Below are 15,140 nucleotides of genomic sequence, written 5' to 3'. Positions count from 1 at the left end.
GGAACCGGACGTCGGTGACGCCGTCGCCGCCGAACCTAGTCCGCCGTCCGGGTCGGTGGGTCCCTCGCCGGACCGCCACTAGCCGAGGACGTGGGTCTCCAGCCACTCGTTGCGGAACGCGCCGCGCGGGTCCAGCCGCTGCACCAGGGCGGCGAAGTCGGCGTGCCGCGGATAGCGCGGGGCCAACGCCGCCGCGTCGGCCAGGAACACCTTGCCCCAGTGCGGGCGGGCGCCGAACGGCGCCAGGGCGTCCTCCAGGTCGCCGAGCACCGCGAGGACCCCTCCGGTGTCCGGCCGCCAGGTGAAGTGCACCGCGACGCTGGGCCCCCCGGACGCGGTGCTCATCCAGAGCTCGTCGCCGGCCACCGTGCGGACCTCGCAGATCTGCAGCAGCGGCTGGATCCGCGGGGCCAGCGCGCGCACCGCCTCGATAGCCTCGACCGCCCAGCGGCGCGGCACCAGGTACTCCGACTGCAGCTCGTCGCCGTTGCTCGGCGTGAAGCCCATCCGGAAGTGCGGCAGGCGGTCCGACCAGGGCCCCGGCCGGCCGAGCTGCCCGGTCGTGGGCGTCGGGTCCAGCCCCGGGATGGGGTGCCGCTCGGCGCCGGCCTCCTGCGCGCCGAACAGGTCCCCCTCCGGCGCCCCGGGCCGGTCGGTGCGGGACTTCACCCACACCATGTCCACGTCCGCGCCGAGCAGGGTGAACAGGCTGACGCTGTAGCCGGCGGCGGTCACCTCGTCGAAGCGGTCGTACAGGGTCGCCCACGGCAGGTCCTCGAACACCCGCTGGGCGACCTCGTAGGCGGGCTCCACGTCGAGGGTGACCCGGGTGACCGCGCCCAGGGCGCCGAGGCCGACGACCAGGCCGTCGAACCCGGCGTCCCCGCGGGCGGCCCGGACCACCTCACCGCCGGAGGTCACCAGCTCCAGCCCGGCGACCGCCGTCGCCAGGTTGCCGTTGCCGACGCCGGAGCCGTGGGTCGCCGTGGCGACCGCGCCGGCCACGGAGATGTGCGGCAGCGAGGCGAGGTTGTGCAGGGCCAGGCCCTCGCCCCGCAGGACGTCGGCCACCTGCCCGTACCGCAGCGCGGCGCTGACGGTGACCGTGCGCCGGTCGGGCGCGACGACCGCCTCGGCCGGCAGCCCCTCGAGGGAGACCAGCTCGGGGGAGTCGCCGATCGAGGTGAACGAGTGCCGGGAGCCCAGCACGCGCAGCCGCGGCGCCGCGGCGACGAACTCCTGCAGCTGCTCCAGGCTCGTCGGCCGGTGCAGCACGGTGGCGCGGTAGCGGTAGTTGCCGGCCCAGTTCGTCGCTGACTGCCCCAGCGCCACGTCGGTCACGCCCGCAGTCTCGCACCGGCCGCCGGCGTCAGGCCCCGGGCACCCGGACGGTGGTCCCGGTCCGCGCCGCCTCGGTGACGGCCCAGGCGAGCCGGTGGGTGCGCAGCGCCTCCCCGACGTCCACCAGGCCGGGCGGCGGAGCGCCGCCGGCCAGCACGTCGACGAAGGCCCGGTCGACCGCGTGCCGGCCGTCCACGGCCGGCGTGGCCTGCTGCTCGCCGTCCCGGGTCCGCACCCGCAGCGAGGTCTCGGTCAGCTCCACGGCGATCCCGTCGGCGGCCACGTCGATCCCCGCGGCCACGGCGGCGGGCAGCACGCACGAGGTGCTCACCGTGCCCACCGCGCCCGATTCATGCCGCAGCACCGCGGCGACCGCGTCGGGCACGTCCCGCCCCGCGGCCGTGGACGGCGCGGCGAGCCCGCCCACCTCGGCGACCTCACCGGCCAGGACGCGGACCAGGTCGAGCACGTGGGTGGCCTGCTCGACGACCTGCCCGCCGGAGGACTCCGAGCGGCTCCACCAGGCGGGTGGCGGCGTGCTGCCCCACCAGCGGGCGGCGACCAGCCGGACCGGGACGCCGGACAGCACGGTGCGCGCCCGCTCCACGGTGTCCAGGTGCCGCCAGTGGTAGCCGGTGGCGGTGGGCAGCCCCGCGGCGGCGACGGCGGCGGCGACCTGCTCGGCGACGGCGAGGTCGGCGGCCAGCGGCTTCTCCACGAAGAACGGGATCCCGGCGCGGACCACGGTCTCCTCCAGCGGGCCGTGCGCGAACGGCGGGACGCACAGCCACACCGCGTCCAGCCCGGAGCGCAGCAGCCGTTCGACGTCGTCCTCGACGGCGCAGCCGACCGCGTCGGCGAGCGAACGCGCGGCCGCGGGCACCGGGTCGCTGACCGCCACCAGCTCGACGTCGTCGAAGCCGGCCAGCGTGCGCGCGTGCCGGGCACCGACACCGCCGGCGCCCGCCAGCCCGACACGGAGGGTCACCTGTGCTCCCCGGGGGAGGGGGTCGTCGTCACCGGGGGATCGTGCCCGCTCCACCGGCCGCGCGCGAACTCGCGTGCGCCCCGACGTGCACGAGAGCCGTCGTGTGTGCTGTCCTGCACGTCGTCCCGGGCCGTCGACGAGGCCGGCACCCGACAGCGAGGAGTGAGCTGTGCTCCCAGACCTGAGCGGACCCCGTCCGGCATGAAGGTCCTCATGGACGCCGGGCCGTGGCTGCCCGTCCCCCCGGTGGGTTACGGCGGGCTGGAGAACGTCGTCGCGACCTTGACCACCGAGCTGCGCCGCCGCGGGCACACCGTGGTCCTGGCGACCGTGGGGGAGAGCCGGCAGCCCGCGGACGGGCACGTGTCCGCGTTCGAGCGCGGGCAGTTCCCGCGCCTGGCCGCGCCGTACCCCGAGGTGGTGGGGGCGGCGCACGCGCACATGGGCGCCGTGGTGCGGGCGCTGCGGCAGCACGCCGCCGCCGGGGAGCCGTTCGACCTGGTGCACAGCCACCTGGAGGTGGTCGGCGCGGCGGCGCTGGCGACCCTGGGGGAGTCCGCGCCCCCGGTCCTGCAGACGCTGCACTGGGACCTGCGGCGCAACGCGGACTTCTACGCGACCTTCGACGGCGGGGGGCGGGTCTTCTTCGCGGGGGTGTCGGAGTCCCAGGTCGCGCGGGGGCCGGCCCGGCTGCGCCGGCAGACCCTCGGCGCCGTCCCGCTCGCCGTTCCGCTGCCGGAGACCCCACCGGCGCGGCCCTCCGAGCGGCTGGACTCGGTGCTGGTGCTCTCCCGGCTGTGCGAGTTGAAGGGGATCGACGTCGCCCTGCGCGCCTGCCGCGCGGCCGGGGTGCCCCTCGTGCTGGCCGGCCCGCTCGCCGGCCAACCCGACCGGGCCTCCCTGGACGACGCCCTCGCCGATCCGGGGCACCCGGTGCACAGCCACCCCGACCTCCGCTGGGCCACCGAGCACGTGCTGCCCGCCCTCGACGGCGACCGGGCGCGTTGGATCGGCAGCGTGGCCGGTGAGGACAAGGCCGACCTGCTGCGGCGGTCCCGCGCGGTGCTGTTCCCGGTCCGCTGGGACGAACCGGGCGGGACCGCCGTCTGCGAGGCGCTGGCCGCCGGCACCCCGGTCGTGGCGATGGCCCGCGGCTGCCTGCCGTCGCTGGTCGACCCCGGCCGGACCGGCTTCCTCGCCGACGACGAGGCCGGCTTCGCCGCGGCGGTGGGCCGGGTGGCCGAGCTCGACCCGCACGCCTGCCGGGCGGTCGCCGAGCGCCGGTTCGCCCCGGCGGTGATGGCCGCCGCCTACGAGGAGCTCTACGCCGAGGTGCTGCACCGCAGCTCGGGCCGGCCGCGGAGCCGGCCCGTGCACCCGGCGGTCGTGCCACCGCAGCGGTTCGCGGCGCGCTAGGTCACTCGCCGGCCAGCAGCGCGCGGACGGCGTCCAGGGCGTCCGCGTCGGCCGGGGTCTTGTCCGGCCGGTACCGCAGCACGCGGGCGAAGCGCAGGGCGACCCCGCCGGGGTAGCGGGGGCTGCGCTGCGCGCCGTCCACGGCGATCTCGACGACCAGCTCCGGCCGCAGCAGCACGCCCCAGTCGGGCTGCTCGCGGGCCAGCGCGGGGAACGTGGCGGTCTGCCAGTCGAGCAGCTCGTCGGTCATGCCCTTGAAGGTCTTGCCGACCATGACCGGCTCGCCGCCGTCGGGGTCACGGGCGCCGAGGTGGATGTTCGACAGCTTCCCGGTCCGCCGGCCGTACCCCCACTCCGCGCCGAGGACGACGAGGTCCAGGGTGTGCACCGGCTTGACCTTCTGCCACGCCCGGCCGCGCCGTCCGGCCGCGTAGGGCGCGTCGAGCGCCTTCACCACCACCCCCTCGTGCCCGGCGGACAGGGCGTCGTCGAGCACCCCGGCCGCCTCGTCGGGCCGCGGGCGGCGGACGCCGGGCATCCGGAGCACGGCGTGCTCGTCGGCGGACAGCAGCCCCGCGAGGGCGTCGAGCCGGACCGACAGCGGCTCGTCGAGCAGGTCCTGCCCGTCCAGGTGCAGCAGGTCGAAGAAGAACGGGCTGAGCAGCACCCCGGCGTCGGCCGTGTCGCTGCCGAAGCGGCTCATGGTGTCCTGGAACGCCCGGGGCCGGCCGTCGTCGTCGAGCGCGAGGGTCTCCCCGTCGAGCACCGCGGTGGTGCACGGCAGGGCACGCACCCGGTCGACGAGCTCGGGGACGCCGTCGGTCACCTCGCGGAGGGTGCGCGTCCACACCCGGACGTCGTCCCCCCGGCGGTGCACCTGGATGCGGGCGCCGTCGAGCTTGAACTCCACGGTGACCTCGCAGCCCAGGTCGGCCAGCGCCGCGTCCAGGGAGGAGCCGGGGCTGGCGAGCATCGGGCGGACCGGGCGACCGACCCGCAGGCGCACCGCATCCAGGGCGACGGCCCCGCCGGTGAGCGCCGTCGCGGCGGTCGCGGGCAGGCTGCCGGCGAGCATGAAGGCACGGCGGACGGCCCCGGCGGGCACGTCGGCGGCGGCGGCGACGGCGTCGAGCACGACGCCCTCCAGGGCGCCCTGCCGCAGCTCGCCGCTGAGCAGCCGCACCAGGAACTGCTGCTCCTCGGCGGTGGCCGCGGCCAGCAGGGCACCGAGCGCGTCGTCCCGCCGGGCGCCCGACCCCGGGCCGGCGGTGGCCGCCAGCCCGGTCAGGGCCCGGTCGACCCCGGCGACGGTCAGCGACGCCGTCCCGGCCGGCGGCCCGCTCAGCCGGGACAGGGTGCGCCAGCCCACCCCGAGCCGGCCCTGGCGCGGTTCCCCGGCCAGCCAGGCGGTGACCGGCTCGACCTCGTCCGGCTCGGCCCGGCGGAGCAGGGCGGCGATCGCCGCGGCCTTCGCCGTCCGGGACCGGGTGGCCGCCACGGCGGTCGAGGTGACGACGACGTCGGCGAGCAGCACCGCGCCATGGTGACAGGGCGGATGGGCAGCCGGATGGGCAGCGGATGGGCAGATCGACCGATGTGCCCACCTCCGGTCCACCCCGACCCTGGGGAGCGTCAACACCGACGACGGAGAGGGACCACGATGACGGCTGTGGTGGAGGACAAGGAGCTCAAGGCCCGGCACCGCAAGATGTGGGCCTCGGGTGACTACCCGCGGATGGTGACCAGCTGGCTCGAGCCGATCGGGCAGCGGCTCGTGGAGGCGGCCGGCATCCAGCCCGGGCAGCGGGTGCTCGACGTCGCGGCGGGCACCGGCAACGCCTCACTGCCGGCGGCGGCCCGCGGCGCGCTGGTCACGGCGAGCGACCTGACCCCCGAGCTGCTGGAGGACGGCCGGCGCCGCGCGGAGGCCCAGGGTCTGCAGCTGGAGTGGCGGGAGGCGGATGCGGAGCACCTGCCCTTCGACGACGGGTCATTCGACGTCGTGATGTCGGCGATCGGCGTCATGTTCGCGCCGCACCACCAGGAGGCCGCCGACGAGCTGGTCCGGGTGTGCCGGCCCGGCGGCAGGATCGCGCTGCTGTGCTGGACGCCGGAGGGCATGCTCGGCGCGTTCTTCCGCACGATGAAGCCGTTCGCTCCGCCGCCGCCGCCCGGCGCCCAGCCGCCGCCGCTGTGGGGGAGCGAGGAGCACCTGCAGGCGCTGATGGGGGGCCGGGTGGAGTTCGACACCCTGCGCCGCGAGTCCCTGGAGATCACCGTCTTCGAGGACCGCTACGAGTACGCCCGGCACATGACGTCGTTCTACGGGCCGACGATCGCCGTGCGCGCGAACGCGGCTCGCGAGGGACGGGAGCAGGAGTTCGACGAGGCGCTGGCCCGGTTCTGCGACGAGTGGGACCGCGGCGAACCGGGCCGGGCCCGGTTCGAGAAGGAGTACCTCGTGGCCGTCGGCACCCGGCGGTGACCGCACACGCGGGGGGTGCCCACCGCGCCCCCCGCGTGGGACCCTTCTGGGCCATGGGCAGGCCGCTGCTGGCCGAGCTGCTCGACGACGGCAGGCGCGCGCTCGAACGGGCGGACTGGGAGTCCGCCCGCTCGGCGTTCGCCGCCGCGTCCGCCTCCGCGGACGGCGGTGAGCACGGGGCCGAGGCCGGCGACGGGCTGGCCCAGGCGCTGTGGTTCCAGGGGTCGGTGGCCGAGGCCATCGCCCTGCGCGAGCACACCTTCGACCGGTACGCCCGCGCCGGGCGGTGCGACGACGCGGCGCGGGTCGCCGTGTGGGTGGCCCACCAGCACGCGCTCGGCGGGCGGGCGTCGGCGGCCCGGGGGTGGCTGGCCCGGGCGGAGCGGGCGCTGTCCGACCTGCCGACCTGTGCCGGCCACGGCTGGGTGGCCGTCGAGCGCGCCCGCCAGGCGGCGCGGGTCGAGGAGCAGCTGAGCCAGGCGGCCCGCGCCGTCGAGGTCGCGCGGGCCGTGGGGTCCGGCGACCTGGAGGTGCTGGCGGTCAGCCTGCTGGGGCGGGCCGAGGTGCGCGCGGGGCACCGGGAGGCCGGGCTGCGCCTGCTGGAGGAGGCCATGGCGGCGGCGTCGGCCGGCCGCGTGCGCAGCGTGCACACCCTGGGCGAGGCGTACTGCAACCTCGTGCTGGCCTGCTCCGGCGCAGGGGAGTGGGAGCGGGCCACCGAGTGGTGCGAGCTGGTCGAGGGCTTCGCCGAGGCGCACCGGGTGGCGCCCCTGTTCGGCGCCTGCCGCACCGTGCACGCCGACCTGCTGATCGTCAACGGCCGCTGGACCGAGGCCGAGGACGCCCTGCGGGACGCGCTGGCCACCCACTCCCGGCACCTCCCGGAGGTGAGCGCCCCCACGGTGGCCTCCCTCGCCGAGCTGCGCGTCCAGCAGGGCCGGCTCGGTGAGGCGGAGGAGCTGCTGGCGGGCCGGGAGGAGCACCCCGCCGCGCTGCGGGCGCTGGCCCTGCTGCGGATCGCCGCCGGCCGTCCGCACCAGGCCGTGACGCTGCTCGAGCGCGGGCTGGGCAGCACCGGGGACGACGTCGTCGCCGCGACCCGGCTGCTGGCCCCGCTGGTCGACGCCCGCCTGGCGCTCGGGGACCTGGCCGGCGCCCGGTCGGCGGCCGCCGGGCTGGCCCGCCGGGCGGAGGAGTCCGGCATCCGGCTGCTCGCGGCCCGGGCCGACCTCGCCGCGGCCCAGGTCGTCCTCGGTGCCGGCGGCGCGGCCGAGGCGGTAGAGCCGGCCCGCCGGGCCCTGGCCTCGTTCCGCGGCCTGCTCATGCCGCTGGACGCCGGGATGGCCCGGCTGGCCCTGGCCCGGGCGGTCGCCGGGACCGACCCGGACTCCGCCCGCGAGGAGGCGCGCGCCGCGCTGGGCGCCTTCCGCCGCCTGGGCGCCGCCCGGGCCGCGGACACGGCCACCGGCCTGCTGCGGCAGCTCGGCGAGGCCCCCGGCGGCCGCCCTCGCGCGGCGGGCTCGCTCACCGCCCGGGAGCAGGAGGTCCTCGAACTGATCGCCGAGGGCCTGTCCAACGCCGGCATCGCGCACGCCCTGGTGATCAGCGAGCGGACCGTCGGGCACCACGTCAGCCACATCTTGGCCAAGCTCGGCGCGCGCAACCGGGCGGAGGCCGCCGTCTACGCGGTCCGGACCGGGAGCCGCGGGCGCGCCTCCTGACCGGTCAGGAGCGCCCCGGGCGCCCGGTCAGCGCGCGGAGCCGGCCGGCCGCCCCCGCGCCACCGAGGCGGGCCACGGTGCGGAGCAGGGAGCGGCGCTGCGCGGCGGGCAGCACCGCCAGCGTCCGGGACATGGCGGCGGCGACCTCCCCGGGAGCCGACTCGGTGCTCAGGTAGGCGCCCCAGGAGCCCTCGGGGAGGGTGAAGAACGCGGCGAAGAACGCGTCGGTGGCGGCCGCGTCCAGCGGGAGCAGGACCTCCAGGCCGACGCCCAGCAGCCCCGCGGTGGCCCGGCGGCGGGCCGTGAGCACCGCGCGGCGGGCCGCACCCGCGCCCCCGCCCGCGGCCAGGACGGCGGCCACCCGCGGCCCCAGCTGCAGCGAGGCGCCGACGCTGTAGCCGGTGGCCGGGTGCACCATCCCGGCCGCGGCGCCCAGCGGCGTCCCGGGTCCGGCCCGGCGGGGGCGGGCGTCGAGGGGGATGGCCACCCGCTCGGGCCGGCCGACCGGGCGCAGTCCGGCGGACCCGAGCAGGACGGCGAGCCGGGCCCGCAGGTCGGCGAGGGGCACCGGTGGGCGGCCGGCGAGCGAGGTGGCCTCCAGCAGGGTGGTGCCGTCGTCGAGCGGCAGGCCGTAGAGGAACGCCGGTGGCCCCCCGCCGGCCAGCGCCGTCCAGTCCATGAGCAGCGCCGAGCCGGGCGGCACCAGGGAGTCGACCGGCCCGGCCACCACCTCGCCCCACGCCCGCTGCTGGGCGGTGCCGGGTCCGGCGCCGCGCGCGTCGAGCACCGCGCCGGCCCGCAGCTCGGTGCCGTCGCCGAGCACCGCCACCTCGCCGCCGCCCTCCGCGCGCAGGTCGTCCACCCGGCCGTCGACCAGGCGCGCGCCGTGCTCGCGGGCCCGGTCCAGGAGGGCGGCGTGCAGCACGTCGTTGCGCAGCCGGGCGTACCGCCGTCCCAGCCGCTGCTCCCCGCCGGCGGCCGTGCGCACGACGACCGTGGGATGGACCGCGGCGACCGCGCCGGGGTCGATGCCGAGCGCCCCGGCCGCCGCCGTCAGCTCCTCCGCCCACAGGCAGTAGGTGTGCGGCCAGGGCCGCAGGGCCGGCGCGACGAGGGCGGTCCGGAGGCCGGCCGCGGCGCAGGCCGCCGCCGCGGACAGCCCCGCCGGACCGGCGCCCGCGACGACGACGTCGAGGGCGGGGGGCCGGCCGGGCTGCACCGCGGCAGCCGACCACACCGGGGACCGCCCGGCACCCCGGGGGTCCGGGCGGGCCGGAGGATCGGCTGACCCGGCCACCGGAGGTGCTCTTCCGGACGCTCGTGCTCTGGGTGCAGGGGGCACTCAGAGCACGAGCGTCCGCAGACGGGGAGTGCTCCGGGCGGCGGGGGTCCGCGACCCGGTGACACCGCCGGCGGCTGGCCCTCGTCCCGTTCACCCCGGCACCGGAACGGGTACCGGCGACGGGTCGGTGCGGGCAGCAGCCCCGCGCCGGCCACTGCCCGAGGAGGTCGCAATGGAGCCACGATCGCGCCGCCCGGACCTAGGACTCCTGGCGCTCCGGCTCGGCGTCGGTTCGACGCTGGCCGCGCACGGGGCGCAGAAGCTGTTCGGCTGGTTCGGCGGTGGGGGCATCGAGGGGACGGCCGCGGGGATGGAGGCCATGGGCTTCCACCCGTCCCGGCAGAGCGCCGTGCTGGCCGGGCTGGGGGAGACCGGCGGCGGGGTCCTGCTGGCCCTCGGCCTGGCCACGCCCGTCGGCGGAGCGGCCGCCGCCTCCACCATGGTCGCCGCCGGCGCCGTGCACCGGCCGGCCGGCTTCTTCGCCACCGCGGGCGGCTACGAGTACACCGGCGTCCTCGGGCTGGCCGGCACCGCGCTCGCGATCGCCGGGCCGGGCCGCTACTCGGTCGACCACCTGCTGGCCGACCGGTTCAACCGGCCCTGGATGGCCACCGCGGCGCTGGCCCTGCTCGGCGGCGCGGCGGTCGCCGTGGTGGCCCGGCGGGAGCAGGCGATCGCCGCGCCCGACGGGGAGCCGGCCGGCGACCCGGTCGGTGAGAACTCGGAGGCCGCCGGCGCCTGAGGGAACGACCGGGAGCCCGGCGCGCGCGGGTGGGACACTGGCGGGGATGAACACGTTCCCGAACGACGAGTCCCTGACCGAGGGTGGCGAGGGCTGGTCCGAGGACATGGAGCTCGCCCCGGTCCACCCCGGTGACCGCGAGGAGCCCGAGTCCGACGACCGGCCGGGGGAGCGGCTGCAGAAGGTGCTCGCGCGGGCGGGCATCGGATCCCGCCGGGTCTCCGAGGAGATGATCGAGGCCGGCCGGATCAGCGTGAACGGCGCGGTGGTCCGCACGCAGGGCATGCGGGTCGACCCGCAGACCGCGGTGATCGCGGTCGACGGACGGCGCATCGACGTCCGCAACGACAAGATCACTTACGCGCTGAACAAGCCCTTCGGCGTCATCACCGCGATGAGCGACGACCGGGGCCGCCCCACTGTCGGCGACATGATGGGCGACCTGGCCCCCGGCCTGGTGCACGTGGGCCGGCTGGACCAGGACACCGAGGGCCTGCTGCTGCTCACCACCGACGGGGAGCTGGCCCACCGGCTGGCCCACCCGTCCTTCGAGGTGCGCAAGTCCTACCTGGCCCAGGTCAGCGGGTCGGTGTCCCGGGACATCGCCCGCCGGCTGCGGTCGGGCGTCGAGCTGGAGGACGGCCCGGCCAAGGTCGACTCCTTCCAGGTGGTCGACACCCACGCCGGCCAGTCCGTGGTGGAGGTCGTGCTGCACGAGGGCCGCAAGCACATCGTGCGCCGGCTGCTCGCCGAGGTCGGGCTGCCGGTGTCCCGCCTCACCCGCACCGCCGTCGGTCCCGTCGAGCTGGCCCGGATGCGCACCGGCACGATCCGCCGGCTCACCCGCCAGGAGGTCGGCGCCCTGCACGAGCTCGTCGGCCTCTGACAGTTCCCCCGCGGTCAGCGCGGCGGGGTCGCGGTCGAGGGGCGGGGCGCCGTCAGTCGAGCCAGCGGGCCGGGTGCGCGAGCACCTCGTCCAGGGCCCGCAGCGCAGCGCCGCTGGCACCGGCGGCCGACGGTCCCTGCGCGCCGAGGATCCGGGGCCGTTGCCACCGGGCGGACAGCACGCGTCGGGCGAGGTGCTCCTCGAGCGGGGGACGCAGCAGGTCGGCCAGCTCGGCGAGGTGCCCGCCGAGGACGACGGTCGGGATCCCCACGACGTTGACCACCCCGGCCAGGGCCACGCCGAGGGCCCAGGCGCCGGTGTCGACCGCGCCCGCGGCGGCCGGGTCACCGGCCCGGGCCAGTTCCGCCAGCTCGCCGGAGGCCGCCTCCAGCGGCAGCCCTGCGGCGCGGAGGAAGGCGTGCCGGCCGGCGTAGAGCTCCAGGCACCCGGTCGACCCGCAGCTGCAGGCCGGCCCGCCGGGGTCGACGCAGACGTGCCCCACCTCGCCGGCCCAGCCCGAGCTGCCGGTGACGACCCGGCCGTCCAGCACGACGGCGCCACCGATCCCGATCTGCCCGGACAGGTACAGGAAGTCGCGGTGCGGTCCGGCCCGCCCGGGTGCCTCGTCGGCGACGGTGCGCGCGGCCAGGTCCGCCTCGTTGCCCAGGACGACCTCGAGTCCGCCGGGTACGCACGCGTGGAGGAGTTCCGCCGTGTCCAGATCGGACCAGCCAAGGTTCGGTGCGCGCAGCAGCACCCCCGCGGCCTCGTCCACCACGCCGGGCACGGCCAGTCCCGCCCCCACCAGCCGGAGCGCGGCCGGCAGGTCGTCGAGCAGCTCCGCGGTCAGCGTGCCGAGCCGGGCGAACGTGCCGGTCGGGTCGCTGCCGCGCAGGTCGCGCTGCTCGACGCGCTCGCCGACCACCCGACCGCGCAGGTCGAGGACCCGGGCCGCCAGCAGCCCGGCGTCGACCTGCAGCCCGAGGGCTCCGAGCCGCGCGCCCGGCAGCAGCGGCGTGGCCGGCCGTCCGCGGCGGGGCAGCGGATCGCGCTCGACCTCGTCCAGGAGCGCGCCGGCCACCAGCTCGTCGACCAGGCGGGCCGCCGTCGCCCGGGTCATGCCGGTGGCCGCGGCGACGTCCGACCGCGACAGGGGCCGGGCCGAGGCGCAGACGGTGTGCAGCACGAGGGCGAGGTTGGTCGTGCGCAGCGTCGACTGCCGGGCTCCGCTGGGCGCGTCGGTCGAAGGCTGGCTCACCCCTTGAGGTTAGCGACGTCTTGCCTTATGTTTCGAGGGAAAACAAAAGACGACCCGAACGGGTCGCACGTCCCCCTTGAGAGGAACCCACCGATGAGCGATCTGCAGCCCACCCGCGAGGACCGGTTCTCCTTCGGGCTGTGGACGGTCGGCTGGCCGGCCCGTGACCCGTTCGGCGACGCGACCCGGACGGCGCCCTCCGCCGTCGAGTCGGTGCACGCGCTGGCGGAGATGGGTGCCTACGGCGTCACCTTCCACGACGACGACCTGATCCCGTTCGGCAGCGACACCACCGCCCGCGAGCGGCACGTCAAGGAGTTCCGCGCGGCCCTGGAGGAGACCGGTCTGGTCGTCCCCATGGTGACCACCAACCTGTTCACCCACCCGGTGTTCAAGGAGGGCGGCCTGACGGCCAACGACCGCGGGGTCCGCCGGTTCGCGATGCGCAAGGTCATGCGGAACATGGACCTGGCGGCCGAGCTCGGCGCGCAGGTGTACGTGCTGTGGGGCGGGCGCGAGGGCACCGAGGTCGACGTCGCCAAGGACCTGGACGCCGCGCTGGACCGCTACGCCGAGGCGATCGACACCCTGGCGCAGTACTCGATCGACCGCGGCTACGGGCTGCGGTTCGCCCTGGAGCCCAAGCCGAACGAGCCCCGCGGCGACATCTTCCTGCCGACCATCGGCCACGCCATCGCCTTCATCAGCAAGCTCGAGCACGCCGACCTGGTGGGCGTCAACCCGGAGGTGGGTCACGAGCAGATGGCCAACCTCAACTACACGCACGGCATCGCCCAGGCGCTGTGGAACGGCAAGCTGTTCCACATCGACCTCAACGGCCAGCACGGCCCGAAGTACGACCAGGACCTGGTCTTCGGCCACGGTGACCTGATCCAGGCGTTCAGCACCGTGGACCTGCTGGAGAACGGCGGCCTGACCGGCGGCCCGACCTACGACGGCCCCCGCCACTTCGACTACAAGCCGCTGCGCACCGAGGACATGGACGGCGTCTGGGCCTCGGCCGCGGCCAACATGCGCACCTACCTGCTGCTGAAGGAGCGGGCGGCCGCGTTCCGCGCCGACCCGGAGGTGCAGGAGGCGATGGCGGCCGCCAAGGTCGACGAGCTGCGCGTGCCCACCGTGGGCGAGGGCGGCTACGAGGAGCTGCTGGCCGACCGGTCGGCCTTCGAGAACTTCGACGCCGATACGGTCGCGCAGCGCGGGGCCGGGGTGACCCGCCTCGACCAGCTGGCGCTCGAGCACCTGCTCGGCGCCCGCTGACCGATCCGAGGAGCGGAGGACGTCGATGACGCTGGTGGCCGGGGTCGACTCGTCGACCCAGTCGTGCAAGGTCGTGGTGCGGGACGCCGGGAGCGGCCGTCTGGTCCGTGAGGGCCGGGCGGCGCACCCCGACGGCACCGAGGTCGACCCGGCCGCCTGGACCTCCGCACTGCGGGCGGCGCTCACCGAGGCCGGCGGGCTCGACGACGTCGCCGCCGTCGCCGTCGGCGGCCAGCAGCACGGCATGGTCTGCCTCGACGAGGACGGCGAGGTGGTGCGCCCGGCGCTGCTGTGGAACGACACCCGGTCCGCCGGTGCCGCGGCCGACCTCGTGACCGAGCTCGGCGGCCCCGTGACCGGCGGGAAGGCGTGGGCGGACGCCGTGGGCCTGGTCCCGGTGGCCTCGTTCACGGTCGCCAAGCTGCGCTGGCTGGCCTCGCACGAGCCGGAGAACGCCGCCCGGACGGCCGCGGTCTGCCTGCCGCACGACTGGCTGACCTGGCAGCTGGCCGGTACCCCGGGCCTGGACGCGCTGGTCACCGACCGGTCCGACGCCAGCGGCACCGGGTACTGGTCGACGACCACCGGGGAGTACCGCCCGGACCTGCTGGAGCGGGCCTTCGGCCGGACCCCGGTGGTCCCCACGGTGCTCGGCCCGGCTCAGCAGGCCGGGGTCGTCGTCGGGCCCGGGGGAGCGGTGCTCGGCCCCGGCGCGGGGGACAACGCCGCGGCCGCGCTGGGCATCAACGCCGAGCCGGGCGACGTCGTGGTCTCCATCGGCACCTCCGGCGTCGTCTCGACCGTGTCGACCGTCCCGATGGCCGACCCGACGGGCACGGTCGCGGGCTTCGCCGACGCCACCGGCCACTTCCTCCCGCTGGTCACCACGCTCAACGCCGCCCGGGTGCTCGACGCCACCGCGCGGCTGCTCGGCGTCGACCACGCCGAGCTGTCCCGGCTGGCGCTGTCGGCGCCGCCCGGGGCCGGCGGGCTGGTGATGGTGCCCTACCTGGAGGGGGAACGGACCCCGAACCGGCCGCACGCCACCGGGGCGCTGCACGGGCTGACCCTGGCCACCTCCGACCCGGCGCACCTGGCCCGCGCCGCCGTCGAGGGCCTGCTGTGCGGGCTGGCCGACGGGCTGGCGGCCGTCGCCGCCGGCGGGACCCCGGTCCGGCGGGTGTTCCTCGTCGGGGGCGGGGCCCGGTCGGAGGCGGTGCGCCGGATCGCCCCCGCCGTCCTGGGCGTGCCGGTGCTCGTGCCACCACCGGGGGAGTACGTCGCCGACGGCGCGGCCCGGCAGGCCGCCTGGGTGCTCACCGGCGGAGACACCGCGCCGGTGTGGCCGGCCGCCAGCACCGAGACCTACGAGGCCGATCCGGTGCCGTTCGTGCGGGAGCGCTACGCCGCGGTCCGCGACCTCACCGCCGAGCGTTCCTGAGCCGGCGTCTGCACCCCTGATCACCACCCGGCTCGACGGAGCCGGGACCACGGCCACCCGCGACGGTGCGGGCGGCCCGGAACGAGAGGCCCACCCATGGCGAGCGTCACCTACGAGTCCGCGACCCGCCGCTACCCCGGCTCGGAGCGGCCCGCCGTCGACGCACTGGACCTGGAGATCGCCGATGGCGAGTTCCTGGTGCTGGTCGGCCCGTCGGGGTGCGGGAAGTCCACCTCGCT

General features: G+C 77.1%; 13 protein-coding genes. 8 read left to right on the top strand and 5 right to left on the bottom strand.

What is annotated here, in order from left to right; genetic code table 11:
* Nucleotides 1-78: 78 nt before the first annotated feature.
* Together HL189_RS20745 and HL189_RS20740 are read right to left on the bottom strand one after the other, a co-directional pair.
* Complete coding sequence (locus HL189_RS20745) at nucleotides 79-1,341, bottom strand: D-arabinono-1,4-lactone oxidase (RefSeq protein ID WP_369135629.1); 1,263 nt, start codon at nucleotides 1,339-1,341, stop codon at nucleotides 79-81.
* Nucleotides 1,342-1,369: 28 nt separating this feature from the next.
* Nucleotides 1,370-2,329 (bottom strand): Gfo/Idh/MocA family protein, encoded by a 960-nt coding sequence (locus tag HL189_RS20740; RefSeq protein WP_369135628.1) that lies wholly within the window; start codon nucleotides 2,327-2,329, stop codon nucleotides 1,370-1,372.
* A gap of 201 nt (nucleotides 2,330-2,530) precedes the next feature.
* Between HL189_RS20740 and HL189_RS20735 the strand changes: the two genes are divergently transcribed.
* Entirely contained in the window at nucleotides 2,531-3,745 is a 1,215-nt protein-coding gene (locus HL189_RS20735; RefSeq protein WP_369135627.1) for a glycosyltransferase, read from the top strand.
* Nucleotide 3,746: 1 nt separating this feature from the next.
* Here the strand turns inward: HL189_RS20735 and HL189_RS20730 are convergent, their stop codons facing one another.
* Nucleotides 3,747-5,279 carry an ATP-dependent DNA ligase gene (locus HL189_RS20730; protein ID WP_369135626.1) on the bottom strand — a complete coding sequence of 511 codons (1,533 nt, stop codon included), beginning with the start codon at nucleotides 5,277-5,279 and terminating at the stop codon, nucleotides 3,747-3,749.
* A 126-nt stretch (nucleotides 5,280-5,405) separates the two neighbouring features.
* Here HL189_RS20730 and HL189_RS20725 point away from each other — a divergent pair, with 126 nt between their 5' ends.
* Complete coding sequence (locus tag HL189_RS20725) at nucleotides 5,406-6,230, top strand: class I SAM-dependent methyltransferase (protein WP_369135625.1); 825 nt, start codon at nucleotides 5,406-5,408, stop codon at nucleotides 6,228-6,230.
* Nucleotides 6,231-6,283: 53 nt separating this feature from the next.
* The gene (locus HL189_RS20720; protein ID WP_369135624.1) at nucleotides 6,284-7,951 is read left to right on the top strand and encodes a LuxR C-terminal-related transcriptional regulator; all 1,668 of its coding nucleotides are present in this window, start codon (nucleotides 6,284-6,286) and stop codon (nucleotides 7,949-7,951) included.
* A 4-nt stretch (nucleotides 7,952-7,955) separates the two neighbouring features.
* Here the strand turns inward: HL189_RS20720 and HL189_RS20715 are convergent, their stop codons facing one another.
* Nucleotides 7,956-9,170, bottom strand: coding sequence for a lycopene cyclase family protein (locus tag HL189_RS20715; protein ID WP_369135623.1), 1,215 nt, complete (start codon nucleotides 9,168-9,170; stop codon nucleotides 7,956-7,958).
* A gap of 295 nt (nucleotides 9,171-9,465) precedes the next feature.
* On the opposite strand from HL189_RS20715, the gene HL189_RS20710 reads away from it, so the two are divergent.
* A complete protein-coding gene (locus HL189_RS20710; protein ID WP_369135622.1) occupies nucleotides 9,466-10,035 on the top strand; it encodes a DoxX family protein in 570 nt (189 codons plus the stop codon).
* A gap of 46 nt (nucleotides 10,036-10,081) precedes the next feature.
* Nucleotides 10,082-10,921, top strand: a complete 840-nt coding sequence (locus HL189_RS20705; protein ID WP_369135621.1) for a pseudouridine synthase — start codon at nucleotides 10,082-10,084, stop codon at nucleotides 10,919-10,921.
* A gap of 52 nt (nucleotides 10,922-10,973) precedes the next feature.
* Here HL189_RS20705 and HL189_RS20700 read toward each other — a convergent pair whose 3' ends face one another.
* Complete coding sequence (locus HL189_RS20700) at nucleotides 10,974-12,179, bottom strand: ROK family protein (RefSeq protein WP_369135620.1); 1,206 nt, start codon at nucleotides 12,177-12,179, stop codon at nucleotides 10,974-10,976.
* A gap of 93 nt (nucleotides 12,180-12,272) precedes the next feature.
* Between HL189_RS20700 and xylA the strand changes: the two genes are divergently transcribed.
* The 3 genes from xylA to HL189_RS20685 form a co-directional block, all read left to right on the top strand.
* Nucleotides 12,273-13,460, top strand: coding sequence for a xylose isomerase (xylA, locus tag HL189_RS20695; RefSeq protein WP_369135619.1), 1,188 nt, complete (start codon nucleotides 12,273-12,275; stop codon nucleotides 13,458-13,460).
* Nucleotides 13,461-13,485: 25 nt separating this feature from the next.
* Nucleotides 13,486-14,901: a xylulokinase gene (gene xylB, locus HL189_RS20690; RefSeq protein ID WP_369135618.1), complete on the top strand. Its 1,416-nt coding sequence runs from the start codon at nucleotides 13,486-13,488 to the stop codon at nucleotides 14,899-14,901.
* A gap of 96 nt (nucleotides 14,902-14,997) precedes the next feature.
* Nucleotides 14,998-15,140, top strand: a 143-nt coding sequence (locus tag HL189_RS20685; protein WP_369135730.1) for an ATP-binding cassette domain-containing protein, incomplete at its 3' end; no start/stop codon positions are given.

The sequence above is a fragment of the Modestobacter sp. I12A-02662 genome, assembly GCF_041028325.1.
In the GTDB taxonomy this organism is placed as follows: Bacteria; Actinomycetota; Actinomycetes; order Mycobacteriales; family Geodermatophilaceae; genus Modestobacter.
This window is presented reverse-complemented; position numbering and strand designations above follow the sequence as displayed.